This is a genomic window from Mesorhizobium sp. WSM4830 (assembly GCF_055811495.1).
This window is the reverse complement of the sequence record NZ_JBVVQI010000024.1, coordinates 16,171-32,732: the sequence shown is the minus strand read 5'-3', so window position 1 is coordinate 32,732 and position 16,562 is coordinate 16,171. Positions and strand designations below refer to the sequence as shown.

At 63.2% G+C, this 16,562-nt stretch carries 14 protein-coding genes; 8 read left to right on the top strand and 6 right to left on the bottom strand.

The genetic code is table 11. The features are described from left to right. Positions 1 to 39: 39 nt before the first annotated feature. Positions 40 to 1,050, top strand: a complete 1,011-nt coding sequence (locus tag AC0L2Y_RS25365) for a zinc-dependent alcohol dehydrogenase family protein (RefSeq protein WP_473560304.1) — start codon at positions 40 to 42, stop codon at positions 1,048 to 1,050. A 237-nt stretch (positions 1,051 to 1,287) separates the two neighbouring features. Here the strand turns inward: AC0L2Y_RS25365 and AC0L2Y_RS25360 are convergent, their stop codons facing one another. From AC0L2Y_RS25360 to AC0L2Y_RS25350, 3 genes are read right to left on the bottom strand one after another with little or no spacing between them, the layout of a single operon-like run. Beyond that, complete coding sequence (locus AC0L2Y_RS25360) at positions 1,288 to 3,609, bottom strand: xanthine dehydrogenase family protein molybdopterin-binding subunit (protein ID WP_473560303.1); 2,322 nt, start codon at positions 3,607 to 3,609, stop codon at positions 1,288 to 1,290. Continuing rightward, complete coding sequence (locus tag AC0L2Y_RS25355) at positions 3,606 to 4,589, bottom strand: FAD binding domain-containing protein (RefSeq protein WP_473560302.1); 984 nt, start codon at positions 4,587 to 4,589, stop codon at positions 3,606 to 3,608. The genes AC0L2Y_RS25360 and AC0L2Y_RS25355 overlap by 4 nt, the downstream gene beginning before the upstream one ends. Continuing rightward, complete coding sequence (locus tag AC0L2Y_RS25350; RefSeq protein ID WP_473560300.1) at positions 4,586 to 5,071, bottom strand: (2Fe-2S)-binding protein; 486 nt, start codon at positions 5,069 to 5,071, stop codon at positions 4,586 to 4,588. The genes AC0L2Y_RS25355 and AC0L2Y_RS25350 overlap by 4 nt, the downstream gene beginning before the upstream one ends. A 704-nt stretch (positions 5,072 to 5,775) precedes the next feature. On the opposite strand from AC0L2Y_RS25350, the gene AC0L2Y_RS25345 reads away from it, so the two are divergent. Beyond that, positions 5,776 to 6,408: a TetR/AcrR family transcriptional regulator gene (locus tag AC0L2Y_RS25345; protein ID WP_473560298.1), complete on the top strand. Its 633-nt coding sequence runs from the start codon at positions 5,776 to 5,778 to the stop codon at positions 6,406 to 6,408. A gap of 18 nt (positions 6,409 to 6,426) precedes the next feature. On the opposite strand, the gene AC0L2Y_RS25340 is transcribed toward AC0L2Y_RS25345, so the two are convergent. Further along, positions 6,427 to 6,867: a hypothetical protein gene (locus tag AC0L2Y_RS25340; protein ID WP_473560297.1), complete on the bottom strand. Its 441-nt coding sequence runs from the start codon at positions 6,865 to 6,867 to the stop codon at positions 6,427 to 6,429. Between the two features lie 288 nt (positions 6,868 to 7,155). On the opposite strand from AC0L2Y_RS25340, the gene AC0L2Y_RS25335 reads away from it, so the two are divergent. Then, positions 7,156 to 8,091, top strand: coding sequence for a hypothetical protein (locus AC0L2Y_RS25335; protein WP_473560295.1), 936 nt, complete (start codon positions 7,156 to 7,158; stop codon positions 8,089 to 8,091). Between the two features lie 30 nt (positions 8,092 to 8,121). On the opposite strand, the gene AC0L2Y_RS25330 is transcribed toward AC0L2Y_RS25335, so the two are convergent. Both AC0L2Y_RS25330 and AC0L2Y_RS25325 read right to left on the bottom strand, forming a co-directional pair. Next, on the bottom strand, positions 8,122 to 9,684 hold the full coding sequence (locus AC0L2Y_RS25330) for a serine hydrolase (RefSeq protein WP_473560293.1): 1,563 nt from the start codon (positions 9,682 to 9,684) through the stop codon (positions 8,122 to 8,124). A gap of 131 nt (positions 9,685 to 9,815) precedes the next feature. After that, positions 9,816 to 11,249, bottom strand: a complete 1,434-nt coding sequence (locus tag AC0L2Y_RS25325) for a coiled-coil domain-containing protein (RefSeq protein WP_352564177.1) — start codon at positions 11,247 to 11,249, stop codon at positions 9,816 to 9,818. A 443-nt stretch (positions 11,250 to 11,692) separates the two neighbouring features. Here AC0L2Y_RS25325 and AC0L2Y_RS25320 point away from each other — a divergent pair, with 443 nt between their 5' ends. From AC0L2Y_RS25320 to AC0L2Y_RS25300, 5 genes are read left to right on the top strand one after another with little or no spacing between them, the layout of a single operon-like run. After that, the gene (locus AC0L2Y_RS25320) at positions 11,693 to 12,433 is read left to right on the top strand and encodes an ATP-binding cassette domain-containing protein (RefSeq protein ID WP_473560291.1); all 741 of its coding nucleotides are present in this window, start codon (positions 11,693 to 11,695) and stop codon (positions 12,431 to 12,433) included. A 55-nt stretch (positions 12,434 to 12,488) separates the two neighbouring features. Then, positions 12,489 to 13,550 (top strand): ABC transporter permease, encoded by a 1,062-nt coding sequence (locus AC0L2Y_RS25315; protein ID WP_023677317.1) that lies wholly within the window; start codon positions 12,489 to 12,491, stop codon positions 13,548 to 13,550. A gap of 51 nt (positions 13,551 to 13,601) precedes the next feature. Beyond that, positions 13,602 to 14,606: a sugar-binding protein gene (locus AC0L2Y_RS25310; RefSeq protein WP_352564173.1), complete on the top strand. Its 1,005-nt coding sequence runs from the start codon at positions 13,602 to 13,604 to the stop codon at positions 14,604 to 14,606. Between the two features lie 47 nt (positions 14,607 to 14,653). Beyond that, positions 14,654 to 15,403: a glucose 1-dehydrogenase gene (locus AC0L2Y_RS25305; protein WP_473560289.1), complete on the top strand. Its 750-nt coding sequence runs from the start codon at positions 14,654 to 14,656 to the stop codon at positions 15,401 to 15,403. Between the two features lie 58 nt (positions 15,404 to 15,461). Continuing rightward, complete coding sequence (locus AC0L2Y_RS25300; RefSeq protein ID WP_473560287.1) at positions 15,462 to 16,499, top strand: DUF930 domain-containing protein; 1,038 nt, start codon at positions 15,462 to 15,464, stop codon at positions 16,497 to 16,499. Positions 16,500 to 16,562 lie beyond the last annotated feature (63 nt).

Below are 16,562 nucleotides of genomic sequence, written 5' to 3'. Positions count from 1 at the left end.
ACCTTGGCCCGTCAATCGGCCGATCAACCGGAGTGAGACATGAAAGCCATCGAACTGACTGCCCCGAGACTGGACGCGTTTCGCGCGGCCACCGTTCCCACGCCTGAACCGCAGCGCGGCGAAGTGCTGATTCGCCTGCGCGCCGCAAGCCTCAATTTTGTCGATGTCGCGATCGCGAGCGGCAACTATCCAGGTCCGAGCTTTCCGCTCATTCCCGTCGTCGACGGCGCCGGCGAGATCGTCGGCATCGGCGAGGGCGTGTCAAGGCTCGCCATCAACGACCGCGTCATCGCCCATGCAAAGCCGCGCTGGGTCGGCGGCCGTCCGCGGCCTTATGAGACCAGAGAGATGCGCGGCCTGACACTGCCCGGCTCACTCGCCGAATATGTCGCGCTGCCGGCCAATGCCGTCGTGCCGATGCCGGCGCATTTGTCCTTCGAAGCGGCAGCGACGCTGCCGATCGCCGGCACCACCGCATGGAATGCGCTTCGCGCTGCCGATGCCGGGCCGGGGTCGGTCGTCGTCCTGCTCGGTACCGGCGGTGTCTCGATCTTGACCTTGCAGCTGGCCAAGGCCGCCGGCGCCACGGTCATCATCACCTCGTCGTCGGACGAAAAGCTGGCCCGCGCCAAGGCCTTGGGTGCGGATCATCTTATCAATTATCGTGAGACACCGGACTGGGACGCTAAGGTGCTCGAGCTGACCGACGGCCTCGGCGCCGATCTGATCGTCGAAACCGGCGGCTCGGCCACCTTCGCCCGCTCCATCAATGCCACCGCGCCGGGCGGCACGGTGTTCACAATCGGCTTCGTCACCGGCGCCGAGGCCACCACGAACCTGCTGCCGATCATCATCAAGGCGCTCAAGGTGGTGGGCAACAACACCGGTTCGGTATCCGACCTGCACGACGCGGCTCGCGCCATCGGCGCCGCCCGTATCGATCCGGTCATCGATACAATCTACAGCCAGCACCAGGCGACCGAGGCCTACGCCCATATGGCGGCAGGCGGCCGGCATTTCGGCAAGCTGGCGTTCAGCCTGTCGTGGTGAGCCTGGAAAAGGCAGAGCGTTGAAGCTGCCGATCTCCCCCCTCGTGGGGGAGATGTCCGGCAGGACAGAGGGGGGCGCTGTCCCTCCAGCCTATCGGACAATAGCAGTTCGCGCACCACCTAAGGTTCTCAGCTCATCAAAGTTGAACTGAACGCTGGCGATCCTTCACGCCCCCCTCTGCCCTGCCGGGCATCTCCCCCACGAGGGGGGAGATCGGCAGCCTCACCGCGTCTCGCCCTAAATCAGCTTCTCCAGCGTGATCGGCAGATCCCGCACCCTTTTCCCAGTGGCGTGGAACACCGCGTTGGCGATCGCCGGCGCTACGCCGACGATACCCAACTCGCCGACCCCCTTGCCGCCGAGCACCGAGGAATGCGGATCGGGAATACCGACCGAGATCACCTCGATGTCGGGAATGTCGGCATTGGTGGCGATGAGATAGTCGGCGAGGTTGTTGTTGACGATGCGCCCATACCGGCGGTCGACGATGCCTTCCTCCAGCAGCGCCTGGCCGATGCCCATGATGATGCCGCCCTTCCACTGGCTTTCGGCGAGCTTGGGGTTGTAGAGCCGGCCCGAATCCAGCGCCGAAACCACGCGCGACACACGAACCGTGCCAAAGTCCTCGTCGACGCGCACTTCGATGAAATGCGCGCACCAGCTGTGGCGGGAATAGTCGCCCTCGGTGTGCGGCAGCGCCATGGCTATGGTGGTGTAGTTCTTGTAGCGGTCCTCGACCGTCGAATTGGCCGGCATGGTGTCGCCCTTCGCCTCGATATGCTCGCGCCCGACGCTGCTGAGCAGTTCGGCGATCGAAACTTCAGGGCCGTTGCCGCGCGGTGAGGCGATGCGGCCATTGGCGACGACGAGCGTGTTGGCCTGCAGCGTATGGAACGGCGAAGCCGGGTCGCCGATGGCGAGCCCGATCAACTGGTCGAGCGCGGCACTCGCCGCTTTGTGGACGGCGCCGGTCATCACCCCGGCCAACCGCGAACCGCCGGTGACGCCGGCACGGGCATAGCGGGAATCGCCGAGCCTGACGACGACGTTTTCCGCCGGCACGCCCACCACCTCGGCGGCCGTCTGCGCCAGGATCGTGTAGGTGCCCTGCCCCATGTCGATCGACGAGCTTTCGACCTCGACCGAGCCGTCGGCGAGGATGCGCACGACCGCCTCGCCATAGGCGCGCCGCACCGGATAGGTGCCGGCGGCGACGCCCCAGCCGATCAGCTGGCTGCCGTCGCGCATCGAACGCGGTTCGGGACTGCGCTTCGCCCAGCCGAAGGCTTCGGCGCCCGCCGCGAAGGCCTCGCGCAGCTGCCGTGTCGACCACGGCTTCTTCGCATGCGGATCCTGCTCGGCATAGTTCCTGAGACGGATTTCCAGCGGGTCGATACCGACCTCATAGGCGAGTTCGTCGATGGCGCTTTCGATGCCGAAGGCGCTCGGGTTCTCGCCCGGCGCGCGCAACGCCCCCGGCACCACCGTGTTGACCCGCACGACGTTCTGCCGCGACGAGAAATTCGGCGTCGCGTACATGACCGAGGTGACCGAGCCGAGCGGCTCGACCCACATGCCATCGACCGAGGTCTCGTTGACGCCGCGATGCACGATCGACTGGATCTGGCCCTCTGCATTGGCGCCGAGCGCCACGGTCTGGCGCGTCGCCGCCCGTCCGCCATAGGCGGTGAAGGTCTGCGGCCTGGTGACCGCCAGCTTCACCGGCCGTCCCAGCATTTTCGCGGCGACCGCCGCCACCGCGCCGTAGCCGTAGGCAAACGCCTTGGAGCCGAAGCCGCCGCCAATATAGGGCGAGACAAGGCGCACATTCTCGAACGGCACGCCGAACCATTCGGCGTAGGTCCGTGCCATGCCGTCGAGCCATTGGCTCGGCTCCCAGACCGTCAGCTGGTCGCCCTGCCACATTGCGATCAGGCCATGCGGCTCCATCGGCGCCTGGTATTCGCGCGGCGTGTTGTAGGCGTTGCAGATCCTGACCGGAGCCGAGGCGAACGCTGGCTCCGCCTCGCCCCATTCCTTGGTCATCGCATCGACCGGGATGCCGTCGCCGGCCTTTGGATCGCTGAGGTCGACGATCGCAGGCGCCTCGTCATAGGCGATCTTGACCAGCGCCGCGGCTGCGACCGCCTGCTCGAAACTCTCGGCGATGACCGCCGCAACATGCTGGCCGCTGAAGGTGATGTCGCGCGCCAGCGGGCAATAGGCGACGTCCGGCGGCGGCGTGCCCAGCCAGTCCGTCGCGGTTCTCAGCGGCAGGATATTGTCGGGCGTCAGCACCAGAAGCACGCCGGGCGCGGCTTCGGCCGCCGCGGTGTCGATCGAACGCACCCGGCCGGCGGCAATGGTGCTCTCGACCAGCACCGCATGGGCAAGCCCCTCGAGCTGCTGCTCGACGGCGTATTTGGCGGCACCGGTGATCTTGGCCGGGCCGTCGACGCGCGACAGCCGGCCGCCGACCTGATCGGCGAGGACGGCACCGTCCGAAGCGTCGCCGCGTTTGGCATCGCCGGGTCTTGTTCTCAACTCGTGAACGGTCATGCCGTTTCTCCCATTTTGAGGATGGCGCGGGCGACGACGCGCGGCGCCAGTTCGATCTTGTAGTGGTTGGCGCCATGGTCGACGGCGCCCTCGACGGCAAGCAGGCTGGCTTGCCTGACGACCTCCGGCTCGACCACTTTGCCTTTCAGCGCCTCTTCGACGGCATGGGCGCGCCATGGCTTGGTGGCGACGCCACCAAGCGCGACACGCAGATCGCGAATTGTCCTTCCGTCGGCCTCGAATTCGATGCCGACCGCAGCACTTGCCGCAGCGAATTCATAGGACTGGCGGTCGCGGACCTTGAGATAGGTCGAGCGGCGGGCGGCGGCCGAAGCGGGAATGCCGATTGCCGTGATCATCTCGCCGGGTTCGATCGCATGTTCCTTGTCGGGCGTGCTGCCCGGCAGCAGGAAAAAGTCATCGACGGCGACCTGGCGGTCGCCGAGATGGACGATCGCGTCGAAGGCGACGAGTGCAACAGCCAGGTCGCCGGGATAGGTGGCGATGCAGGCCTCGCTGGTGCCCAGCACGGCATGGCCGCGGGTGACGCCGCCGATCGCCGAGCAGCCGCTGCCGGGCGAGCGCTTGTTGCAGGCGGGGAAATTCGAGGGATCGCGGAAATAGGGGCAGCGCGTACGCTGCATCAGATTGCCGCCAATCGTCGCCATGTTGCGCAACTGCGCCGATGCCGCCTGCCACAGCGCCTCCGAGACGGCGGGGAACCGGCTCTTGATATCGGCATGGTCGGCGACGCGGCTCATCCTTGCCAGCGCGCCGATCGTCGCGCCCCGGTCATCGACGGCAATCGTGTCCAGTCCCCTGAGATGGGTGATGTCGACCACGGTCTCAGGCTCGGCAACGCCGCATTTGGCGAGATCGACAAGCGTCGTGCCACCGGCCAAAAGCATGGCGCCGGGCAGCGCTGCTGCCTCACGCGCTGCGTCGACGGAGCCGGCGCGGAGATACGAAAAGTCTCTCATGATGCGGCCTCCACCGCCGCCTGGCGCACGGCGGCGACGATGTGCGGATAGGCGCCGCAGCGGCAGAGATTGCCGGCCATGTATTCGCGGATCTCCTCGTCGGAGCCGGCATGGCCCTCGCGAATGCAGGCGACCGCCGACATGATCTGGCCCGGCGTGCAATAGCCGCACTGGAAGGCATCCTGTTCGAGGAAGGCGGCCTGCACCGCATGCAGCGTGCCATCCTTCCCGGCAAGCCCTTCGATGGTGGTGATGTCCCTGCCTTCAGCCTGAGTGGCAAGCGTCAGGCAGGCCAGCACGCGCTGGCCGTCGATATGCACCGTGCAGGCGCCGCATTGGCCCTGATCGCAGCCCTTCTTGGTGCCGGTCAGGCCGAGATGGTCGCGCAAGGCGTCGAGCAGGGTAACGCGCGGTTCGACCTCCAGTTCATGTCGATGTCCGTTGATTTGAAGTTGGATTGGAGTTCGGGTTTTGCTTGTCATGGGGCGTCTGGCTCCAGTTGCTTGACGCGGAAGGGGATGATCTGGTGCCCGGCCGGCGAGCGGCAAGGTCAGCTTATGGCTAGGTGAAGGCTATCTTCCCCTTGGGGGAAATGCCCGGCAGGGCAGAGGGGGGGCGCCTGACTTGGTGCGACCTCGGGGAAGGCCGCGGCTTGTGAGGTCGAAAGACGTGACATACCCCGATCCCGTGATTACATGAGAAAGGCGCTTCACAATCGGAGGCGCCTCCGCTTATTACCTAAGGGCCTGCCCCGCCCTGTTCAAGCCCAGGATCGAAATTGATCGAAATTGGAGAAAATTGGCAGGGCAGCCAGCCGTCATGCCTGGAGACAAAAAAGCACCACCGGCCCAAGCCGGTGGTGCTCTCTGAACTGTCTGTAGGGGCAGGACAGTCCAATGATCCTGAGGGGATCGTGCTCAATGTCGGCTCATTTTTGCCCCACGGCATCGGCCGAACAGATGAGGAGTGCCGGCCGCGAGGAAATTTCCTCCGTCGTCATCCACCGGCCGTGCACCGGAGGCGGGCACGATGCCTCGCCTGCCGGAACACCGGCCCAGAATCGATCCTGTGATTATATTTACTTGCGATTATATTTGTCGGAGACGTAGCGAAGGTGGAAGCGTCCGCGTTGTTGAAACGGGGCCTGCCTATCCAGTTATGCTTCGGATCGACACTGGAGAAGAAATTGGCCGCGGAGCCGCCCGTGATACCTCGAGACAAGGCCGAAGCCGCCGGTGCAAAACCGCTGCGCGCCGATGCGCAGCGCAACCGCGACGCGCTGGTCGAGGTCGCGGCAAAAGCCTTTGCCGAGAATGGCGTCGATGCCTCGCTGGAGGAGATTGCGCGCCAGGCCGGCGTCGGCATCGGCACGCTCTACCGCCATTTCCCAACCCGCGAGCATCTGGTCGAGGTGGTCTACCGGCGCGAAGTGGAAGGACTGTGCCAGGCGGCCGACGAGCTCGCCCACGATCATGCGCCCGACATGGCGCTCGAACAATGGATGCAGCGCTTCGTCGACTACATCGCCACCAAGCGCGGGTTGTCGACAAGCCTGCGCATCCTGCTCACGACCAACTCAACCCTGTTCTCCGACGTTTCGGGCAGGGTGACACTCGCCTTGCGGCGGCTGATCGATGCCGCGGTCGCCGACGGCTCGATCCGCGGCGACGTCGATGCCTCCGACGTGCTGCATGCGCTGGGCGGCATCTATTCGGCCCCGGACACCAAGGACTGGCGCGACCGCTCGCGCCGATTGGTGTCGCTCTTGATGGATGGGCTGCGGTTTGGAGCGGCCAAATCCGGCCCATCCAGGGAATGACGAATGTAGGGACTGTCGTTATTTCAGCGAGATGCTCATACCGCTGAGATCGGCATTGACTTGCAGGCCTACCTGCCTGCCCGTGAGTTCGAGTTGGGCACCCTTGTCATTGGTCATGACGATCACCTGGGCCCCTTTGCCGAGCGCGCCGCCACCGCCCGCTGCACCGTACACCCCCGTCACATCCCGGGCGTGGCGTATGTGGCGCACGGTACCTTTGAAATAGGTCTTGGAGGCGCCGAAGGCGAGGCCGCCCGAGATGCCGCCGACCGAGATGGGATATCGGCGACCATGGAAGGTCAGTGTGCCCTCGCCTCCGGAGCCGCCGATGAAGAAGGCCGCCTTGTAGACGGCGAAGCGGATCGTACCGCTGTCGGCATGCGCGACGCTGGCAAAGCTAACTGCCGCCGCAGTGATGACGGCAACCGCGACTGAACGAAATCTGGACGAAATCTTCATGATGAGAACTCCTCAAGATCGCCGCATGCCCAACCAGGCCGGGCACGCCAGCGTCGGATCAAAGTCATAGCTGAACAGTCTCGCCCGTCATTGGTTCCAAGCACGCGGCCTGAATCCGGCTGCGAGAAGACCGCTACGAAACGAGGCGGATGGTGAGCATAGTCCTGGCTGTAAGAACATTGGCCGAATGGCGGGGATCCGTCGCCGGCGCCCTATGAAAACGTAGGTGTTGAAGCGGAATGGTATTAGTCTGCGCCCGTCTGGGGTTTCGGGGAGCGCGGCAAAGGAATGGACTTCAACTCACGCCACGGCTACCTGCTGATCGGCGGCCTGATCCTGGTCGGTGCCGGGCTCCTGATCGTTTCGCTGATCGTCAATCTTCGCGTGGCGCACAGTGTGCGTGACGACGTACGCCATCGTGAAAAGCTGCTGGAATATTATCGCAATATCTTTTCGCAGCTGGGCGTGATCCTGATCGGGATTGGCGTGTCCCTGTTCATCTTCTTTTTCCAGCAGAACTATCAGGACCAGCGCAAACGCGAAACGGAGCTCCAGCAGGTTCTCGCCAAACTGGCGGCGCGTGTTGCCCGCGCCAGCGCTGTCGTGGAGGCCCTCGGCGAATTCGATGCGCTGCTGGATGATGGCGGCGCCTATGTCAGCCCGGAACTCGGCGGCAACAATGCCGCCGTCAGCGCCCACGGAACGGCGCTCGCCAAGCAGGTTTCGCAGATCCTTCTGGTCGAGCGCGACGTCGATGTTCAGGGGTTCGATATTCTCAATCTGTCGCGCGATTTCGAAGCATCGTTCGTCGTCAACGAGCTCAACCCAACGCTATGGTTCAACATCGTCCGGGACGAGAGCGATATCAAATATGCCACCACCCAGATCGCCCTGGATTACAAGGACCTGCAGGATGCGATCGGCGGCGAGCCGATCGAGGTTGCGATCGCCAATCCCGAAAAGGAGCGGAAGATCAGGCAGGAGGTGCTCGACGTCTTTTATGATGCCGACCTCCTGCGCCAGCGCAGCAGGCGGTTTCTCGGCCGCGCGTGCTGGCTTTTCAGCAAGGGGCGCGGCTTCGTCAAGCTTGCACCGGCCAACGAGATCGAAGCCGATGCCAGATCGCACCAGGAATGGATGGACCGGTCGAAACCCTTCCTGACGCAGGCGACGTCGGGCAGTAGCGATTGCTTCAAATTGCTCCAGTTCGGCCCGGCAGTCTGAACCGGCAAAGGCTCGCCCGCCCCGCGGCGGCTAATCCCCCACGCGTTGCAGCGTACCGAGATGATTGTCGTCGAGAAACTCGACAGTCACGGCCGACGCCTTGCCGTCGGGGCCGACGGCAAAGCTGATGGCCGAGGGCCTGTCTGGCATCTCGGCATCGGGGAAGGTCAGGAAGAGGTCGCGGTCGAAATGCTTCAGTGGATAGGACCGCGCACCGGCGGGCCCGACCTTGAGGACAAGGGCGTCTCCTTCGCCTGACACAATAGCATCGCCGATGAAGTCGTTGAAATAACGGCCTGCGTAGGCACTGGCCGGCACCGCCGGACTTGCCGGAGAAGGTGGCGCGGCATAGGTGGCCTTGGCCGCCGCAATCACCGGGCCGAACATGCCGGCATAGATATCATTCCATGCCTTTACCTTATCCTTGCCCAGCGTTCCGTCGAAGACGAGATCGGCGAAGCTGTCGGACAGTCCCTCCGGCACGCCTGTCGGAAAGGCGTTGGCGATGACGACGATGCCAAGCTTCTGCTCGGGGAAGAGCATCACTAGGCTGCGTGCGCCGGCGCTGAAGGCGCCCGCATGACCCCAGATCGGCCCGTGCCGGCCGAATTCGACGTTCCAGCCGAGCCCGTAGAAGGCCTCGCCTCCGGAGACGGGGTTCTTGCCGCGAACCATCAAGGGAATATGGGTCTGGTCCAGCGCATCGGCGGCAATGAGTTTCTTGCCGGCGTAGACCCCGTTGCCGAGCACAAGGCGCATCCATTGCGAGAGGTCGCGTGCGGTGGAGCTGACGCCGCCTGCTGGCGCCTGTGCATCCGGATAGCGCTGGACCTTCGCTGTCCACGCGCCATCGATCTTGGCGTGGAGTTCGGCGCGGTTGGCGTGCTTGATGAAGTCCGAATGACGTGAGCTGGTCGAGGCCATTCCAAGCGGACGGTAGAGCTTCTCTTCGGCCACCTCTTCCCATGATTTGCCTGTCGGCTTCGCGGCCGCGACGGCACCCTCGGTCAGTCCGAAATTACTGTAGGAATAGCCCGCACGAAAGCTCGATGACGGCGACACGAACCGCAGGCGACGCAGGATCTCCGCGCGGTCATAGCCAATGTCCTCGAGGTCGTCGCCTGCCGTGCCGGGAAGCCCGCTGCGGTGCGCAAACAGGTCGCGGACCGTGAGTTCGCTGGTCGGATAGGGCTCGGCGAGCCTGAAGGCCGGATCGAGGTCGGCGATCTTGGAATCCCACGAAGCGATCCCGTCGCTGACCAGCGCCGCCACGACGGTTGCGGAGACCGGCTTGGAGAGCGAGGCGATCTGGAACACCGTGTCGGCGTCGACTGCCTCCGGCTTGCCGGCCTCGCGATGCCCGAACCCCTTGAGGAAGATCACCTCGTCGCCATGCACGACGCCGATGGCCAGACCCGGTACGGCACCGTTCGCGACGGCGCCTTCGGCAAGCAATTCGAGCTTCGACAGAGCTGCGGCGATCCTGTCGGGTGGGATGGTATCGGCCGACGCCGCTTTCGGCAAAAGCACCATGATGGCGATGAAGGCCAACATCCTCCACCGGAGGTGATTCCGGTTTGTGAATAGCCGCATGCTCAGCCCCCTCCGCCTCACCGGCGTGCACTATCGCAGGCCGACGCAGGGAAGGCCAGTCTCACGCTCGACCGCCATCCATTGACGGATGTCCGCTTCGCACCAGTCGAAATTCAGACAGCCGCGCTGAGCTACGATGCAGCACGCAGGCGGAGGCGCCGTCTGCTGGCGCGGGCCTTCTCCGCCACCGCGGCGGTGATCTCGACCACGCCGTCTTCACGCGGTCTGGCGTTGGTAACCTTGTGGAGCCGCTCGTAGGGCAACAGTTCCTTGACCCGGGCTTGAAGCGACGCGACTTCGGCGCGCAGATCCTCGCATTCCTGCCTCTGGACGTCGAACTGTATCTGTTCGGAGGCCTGCTGCAGGGAAAGCTGCGAAAAATTCGCGCTGATCGCGGAAAGGTTCATCTTGTCGTTTTCGCTCTCCTTCGTGAGAGCAGACAGTTTTTGCTCGACAATTTGCTTTTCCGCCACCGCGTCGCTCGCTTGGGCCTTGAGCCTGGCGATCTCGCTGGCGGCGTCGCTGTTCTGGTTGGAGGCGGCCTCCAGTCGCGATCGAAGATCCTCGATTTCGGAACGCAAGCCGGTCATCTCCGCAACACTGCGTGCAAGCTCGGCTTCCCTGTCACCGTCCCTGAGGCGGGCCGCTTCCGTTATTTCCGATAGCTTTGCCTGCGCCATATCGAGCGATTTCTGCAGCCGCATCTCCTCTTTCTCGCTCTTGCCAAGCGCAGCCAGCAGTTCCGAAACCTGCGCGGCATCATTGGCATGGACAGTCGAGAGTTCATCCAGCCTGTGCCGGGCCTCGGCCTCCCGTTTCAGCGCCTTGTCGAGGTCGATCGACAGGCTGACATGCTTCTCCCGCAGCATCTCGTTCTCGCGCGAGCGCCTGTTGGCCTCGACGGCTCTGGCCGAGAGCGTTTTGACAAGCTCGCCGAACTCGGCTTCGCGTTTTGCGCTCGCATTGCCTGCCACGACGAGTTCCAGCCTTGCCGCCGCCAGCGCGCCGCGAAGTGCCTCCTTGTCCTCGACCAGGCTCGCCTCGTGCTGCTGCAGCGCCTCGATAGCGCTGTCGCGCTCGCGCTGCTTTCTGGTCGCATCGTGGAGCTGTTCGGACAGCACTCTTTGCTGCGCGGTCAGGCCGGTATTTGCCAGCTCCAATTCGTTGGCGCGAAGAATGTCGCCGTGGAGGAGTTTTAGGAATTCGCCTGTCAGATGATGCGAGGTCGCGATCTCCGACAGTTTCGCGTTGATCTCCCCCAGATACTCCTGCGCGTCGTGAAAGAGCCCATCGACCGCACTCAAGGCAGCCAGCCGGGTTTGCGTATGGGGGGTCAGCCGCCGCGCAGTCTCGAAGGCATCCGCATTGGCCTCTAGTTGCGAGCTGTCATCCATTGCCGCGAGATTCTCATCCGACACAGTCTCCTCTGGCACAGTGACGTCGTCCAGCGGCGACTGATCATCCACATTGAGACATTCGCTGAATGCATCCGCCAAATCGGTTTCGAGCTCCTTGAACGCTTTCTCCACAGTCTCGGCACGCTTGATCAAACCTTTGAAATTCATGACCGAATATCCCTCTCGTGCAGCGCCGTTGAGGAGCGGACTTTCAACACTTGACCCTCGCCTCCCCCGGATGCGGGTTCATCTCCTGACATGCGCTCTGGCCGACGCACGCTAGGGACAGGCTTGGCCACTGTCCTCGTGTGTTTGAATGACGTGTTCTGCCGCGCTGCATACCCGAGGCGTTGGCACCGCTCGCAAAAGGCCCACTCATTTCACCCGAAACGGATATGAAGCGGCGCAAGCCTGAGGATCGCCTGGTGACTGTTGTAAGGATCGGCCGAGCGCCTCGGTGCTCTGCAGCAGCCACAAGTCACACTCGGACGAGGCGCGTTACGGCCGGGAGGCCTGACCTAATAAATGATTGTGTTGAATACGTTTCGCTGATTAGCTGCTGTGCATTGACCAGGGACAAGACCGATAAATGTTGTCCCGGGAGGACCGCGATGCCGGTGCTTGAGGTTCGCCACGTCTCCAAGAATTTCGGGGCTATCCAGGCCCTGACCGACGTTAGCTTCCAGGTGGAGCGAGGCGAAGTCGTTGGTCTGATGGGGGACAACGGCGCCGGCAAGTCGACGATAGTCAAGACCGTGGCCGGGAATTTCCCGCCGAGCGACGGCGAAATTGTAGTCGAGGGCGAGGTGTGCCACTTCCACCAGCCCGTGCAGGCCCGCGCCAAAGGAATCGAAGTTGTTTATCAGGACCTGGCGCTCGCCGATAATCTGACGGCCGCGCAGAACGTCTTTCTGGGGCGCGAGATCAAGAAGGGCTTCTGGCCGATCAGGATTCTTGACAAGCAGGCGATGATCGATCGCTCGGCAGCGCTGTTCAAGGAACTCAAATCGGAAACCCGGCCGCGCGACCTCGTCAGGAAGATGTCGGGTGGGCAGCGCCAGGCGGTCGCCATCGCGCGGACCCGACTTTCAAATGCCAAGCTGGTGCTGATGGACGAACCAACGGCCGCTATCTCCGTGCGCCAGGTGGCGGAAGTACTCGAACTGATCCGACGCCTCAAAGCACAAGGAGTCGGCGTCATGCTGATCAGTCACCGAATGCCTGACGTGTTCGCCGTGGCAGATCGTATTATCGTCCTCAGGCGGGGCTCGAAAGTTGCCGACAAGCCAGCCGACAGAACATCGCCCGAGGAAATCACTGGACTGATAACGGGGGCCATCCGTGGCGAATAGTGTTCAGGAGTCAGTTGGTGTTCAGGGCTCAGTCGAAGAACATGGCCGGCCGGCCATGTCGGATTTCGTCCCGACCAAGGAAAAAACAGTTCTCCAACGCGTGATTTCAAGTCAGCCCTTCTGGGTGACGATCGCGCTCATCGCGCTCGTCATGTTGATGACTGCGATGGAGCCGAGCTTCGGCACGTCTGAAAACGTCGCCAATGTGACGCGCAACTTCGCACCTTTCGGCATCATGGCGCTCGGCATGACGATCGTCATCATCACCGGCGGTATCGATCTGTCGGTCGGCTCCGTCATGGGTCTCGTGGTCATCGTCGCCGGCCTGTTCCTCACCTGGCATTATCCCTGGTACGTCGCCTTCGCCATGGGCCTTTTCTCCGGTCTGGCCTGTGGCGCGGTCAACGGATTCTTTGTCGCGTATGTCGGGATGCCGTCCTTTGTGGTCACCCTCGGCATGCTGTCCGTCGCGCGCTCGCTGGCGGTCGTATTCTCGGCCAACCAGATGCTCTACCAGTTCGGGCCCGATGCTCCGATCGTGAAGGCGATCGGTCAGTGGAAATGGCCGCGGCACGGTCCGAACGACTGGGCACCGCATTGGATACCAGAACTGTCGTCGCAATTCTGGACCATGGTGATCCTGGCCCTGATTGTCGGCTTCGTATTCAACTTCACAGCCTGGGCCCGGCATCTCTTCGCCATCGGCGGCAATGAAGAGGCGGCACGGCTCACCGGCGTTCCGGTCAACTGGATCAAATTCCAGGCCTATGTCTTCTCGGCTTTCACCGCCGCTCTCGCCTCGCTCCTGCTCCTCGGCTATAACGGCTCGGCCATCAATGCCATGGGCCAGGGCTATGAGCTGCGCGTGATCGCCGCGACGGTCATTGGCGGCGCCAGCCTCATGGGCGGCGCCGGCACGGCGTTCGGTGCAATCATCGGTTCGGCCTTCCTCGAGGTGATCAGAAATGCGCTGCTGATGGCCGGCATCGATTCAAACTGGCAGGGTGCCTTCGTCGGCGCCTTCATCGTTCTTGCGGTTCTCTTGGGCATGCAAACCGGCGGCAAATCGATTCTCGCCGCGTCGCTGGCAGTCTTGATGCCCAAAAAACGCCGCTAGAAACCCGCCGGCGGGAGGCTTGCGGGATCACACCAAGGAGGAGAACGTCACATGAAAAAACATCTGCTGACGGCCGCCGTCGCGCTTGGCGCAATGGTGCTCGCCGTTTCCGGCGCCCAGGCGAAATACACTTTTGCCCTCGTGCCGAAGAACATGAACAATCCTTTCTTCGACCAGGCACGCGACGGCTGCAAGAAGGCCGAAGCCGAATCCAAAGGCGCAGTGGAGTGCATGTATATCGGCCCCGGCGAACATGGCGGCGGCGACGAGCAGGTGCAGATCGTCCAGGATCTGGTGGCCAAGAAGGTGGACGGCATCGCCGTGTCGCCGTCGAACGCCGCCGCGATGGCGGTTGCGCTGCAGGCCGCCAAGGATGCCGGCATCCCGGTCCTCACCTGGGACTCCGATCTCCTGCCCGAAAACAAGGATCTGCGCGTTGCCTATATCGGCACGCATAATTACGAAATCGGCGTGAACCTTGCCAAGCTTGTCATGCAGATCAAGCCAAAAGGCGGCACGATCTGCATCCAGTCCGGCGGCGCCGCGGCGGCCAACCACAACGAGCGCATGCAAGGCATTCGCGATACGCTTTCGGGCACCAAATCGGCAGCCTCGCCCGGGGACCGGCTGACGGGCCAGAACGGCTGGACCGAAATCGAAGGCTGTCCACTCTACACCAACGATGATTTCCCGCTTTCGGTGCAACAGTTCGAGGATATCATGGCGAAAAATCCGAACCTCGACGCGTTCGTCCCAACCGGCGGCTTCCCGCAGTTCATCCCTGATGCCAACCGCGCCGCCGTCGCACCGTACAAGGACAAGATCGCCTCGAAGGCCCTGGCCCTTGTCGTTGCCGATACGCTTCCGGTACAGATCGACCAGATGAAGGAAGGTTTCTCCCTTGGCCAGGTCGGCCAGCGGCCATTCGAGATGGGCTACAAGACGATGATGGCGCTGAAGGATATGAAGGAGGGTAAGGCTCCGCCGGCCGACCCGACCTACACGGGCCTCGATGTCTGCACTCCGGAGACAGCCGACACCTGCGTCGCCAAATAGTGCTTTTGGGCGGGAGGAAACTCCCGCCCTTTTCATAGGGGATCTCAATGCCGGAATTGTTCTCGCTCAAAGGCCGTGTCGCATTGGTCACGGGTGCCTCGCGTGGTCTCGGTTTTGCCATGGCCAAGGCACTTGCGGAAAACGGCGCGACGGTGATCGTCAATGCCCGCGACATGGCCGCCCTTTCCGCGGCGGCCGAAAGGATCGGTGCAGAAGCCTTGCCGTTCGATGTCACCGACGCAGCGATCTCAAGGGCGTCGCTCGAAGGAATCGTCGAACGCCACGGCCGCCTCGATATTCTGGTCAACAACGCCGGCATCCAGCATCGTAAACCGCTGGTCGAATGGCAGGACGACGATTTCAACCATGTGGTTGCCGTCAATCTGTCGGCTTGCTTCCGCATGATGCGCGACGCGGTGCGCCTGATGCTGCCAAACAAGTTCGGGCGCATAATAAACACCGGATCGGTCGCAGCGATCCTTGGCCGTCCCACCATTCACGCCTATGTGGCGGCAAAGGCGGGCCTGCACGGGCTTACACGCTCCACTGCCGCTGAGCTGGGCCGCTACGGCATCACCGTCAACGCCATCGCCCCCGGCTATTTCGCCACCGAGCTCAACACCGCACTTATGCGCGACGAGGCATTCACCAAATGGGTCGAGGCACGAACCCCCGCGGGCCGCTGGGCCCAGCCTGAGGAGCTCGGCGGAGCCGTGGTGTTTCTCGCCTCCGACGCTGCCGCGTACGTCAACGGGCACGTGCTGGCGGTTGACGGCGGGCTATCGGTTTCCCTGTGATTTCAACCGGCGACACAGTGACGGCAGGGCCTGCCTGCTAGCCGCCTGAAATGACGACTTGCTGCATCTGCTGCTGGCCCGGTCCCCTGCGCGGACGCCGACGCCAGACGATTGGATGACGCGCCGTATTGCAGCCGCCGACTTTCGATTTCGCAACGGGTTATTTCGACGTCTGGCGGCATCGATGCTTGATGCCGCCAATATTTCATTCCACACACCGGTCACGATGAGGGACGAGATACGGGATCAGCGCCGGGTATTCAGGTGTGCCTTGCCTGCCTCCGCGGTCGTGCATTTGCTCGCCGCCGCGCTTCTTTTGTCCGCACTGCCGGTGTCGCCCCCGCAACCGCAGAAGGAGCAGGCCATCGGGGTGGATCTGGTGCCGCCGCCCAAACCATCGGAGAAAGCCAAACCTCCGCCTCCGGCGAAACCGGCCAAGCCCGAAAAGCCGCCGGAAGCAAAGGTCGAGACCCCGGCGAGCCGTGAGGTCGCCGCGCAGAGACCTGTCTTCCAATTCGGTGAGAAGGACGACGGTCCTCGCAAGTCTCTGGACGGCAACAGTGCGGAGGATGGTTCGGAACAACCGCCGGCGCCGCAAGATCCCAATAAACAAGATCTTGCGCAGCCAGCTGCCGTGCCAGCGGTCGAGGGAAAAGACCAGGCTCCGCCGCCTGGCGCATCACAGCCGCCGAAGCCCAAGTCTGCGGATGTCGCCAAAGTGCAAAAACCGTTGAAGCTTGAAAAAGCGAAAAGATTGTTCTCGCAAACAGCAACTGGTGATCCGGTAGCGACAACCGCCATGAAAAATGTGCCGCGCGCCGTGCGGATCGGTCAGCTCTGCAACACGGAACTCGCGCAGCAATTGGTGCACGCGTCGCCCCCCTATTTCCCAGACAGCTTGCTTGAGTATCGGCTGAAGGCCGGCACGGTCATGAACGTCGCCAGTGCGCCGTTCCCTGCAAACGGGCAGTGGTACGACCTGAGCTTTCGTTGCGAGGTCGATCCGGACGCGACGAAAGTCATTTCCTTCGCCTTCCGTGTCGGAAATCCGGTGCCGCGCAGCGAATTGAAACGCCGCGGGTTGCCCGCCGAATAGGTGGTCGAGGCACGGAGACTGGCTGGCCGGCGCTGTCAAATCCGGCCGGCGATGTCTTCGCGC

What these genes read in the sequence shown, in the direction of transcription:
- AC0L2Y_RS25330 (WP_473560293.1), bottom strand. Translation starts at nt 9,684, where the DNA reads ATGCGGCTATTCACAAACCGGAATCACCTCCGGTGGAGGATGTTGGCC.
- AC0L2Y_RS25320 (WP_473560291.1), top strand. Translation starts at nt 11,693, where the DNA reads ATGCCGGTGCTTGAGGTTCGCCACGTCTCCAAGAATTTCGGGGCTATC.
- AC0L2Y_RS25360 (WP_473560303.1), bottom strand. Translation starts at nt 3,609, where the DNA reads ATGACCGTTCACGAGTTGAGAACAAGACCCGGCGATGCCAAACGCGGC.
- AC0L2Y_RS25365 (WP_473560304.1), top strand. Translation starts at nt 40, where the DNA reads ATGAAAGCCATCGAACTGACTGCCCCGAGACTGGACGCGTTTCGCGCG.
- AC0L2Y_RS25305 (WP_473560289.1), top strand. Translation starts at nt 14,654, where the DNA reads ATGCCGGAATTGTTCTCGCTCAAAGGCCGTGTCGCATTGGTCACGGGT.
- AC0L2Y_RS25315 (WP_023677317.1), top strand. Translation starts at nt 12,489, where the DNA reads ATGTCGGATTTCGTCCCGACCAAGGAAAAAACAGTTCTCCAACGCGTG.
- AC0L2Y_RS25350 (WP_473560300.1), bottom strand. Translation starts at nt 5,071, where the DNA reads ATGACAAGCAAAACCCGAACTCCAATCCAACTTCAAATCAACGGACAT.
- AC0L2Y_RS25310 (WP_352564173.1), top strand. Translation starts at nt 13,602, where the DNA reads ATGAAAAAACATCTGCTGACGGCCGCCGTCGCGCTTGGCGCAATGGTG.
- AC0L2Y_RS25340 (WP_473560297.1), bottom strand. Translation starts at nt 6,867, where the DNA reads ATGAAGATTTCGTCCAGATTTCGTTCAGTCGCGGTTGCCGTCATCACT.
- AC0L2Y_RS25335 (WP_473560295.1), top strand. Translation starts at nt 7,156, where the DNA reads ATGGACTTCAACTCACGCCACGGCTACCTGCTGATCGGCGGCCTGATC.
- AC0L2Y_RS25325 (WP_352564177.1), bottom strand. Translation starts at nt 11,249, where the DNA reads ATGAATTTCAAAGGTTTGATCAAGCGTGCCGAGACTGTGGAGAAAGCG.
- AC0L2Y_RS25355 (WP_473560302.1), bottom strand. Translation starts at nt 4,589, where the DNA reads ATGAGAGACTTTTCGTATCTCCGCGCCGGCTCCGTCGACGCAGCGCGT.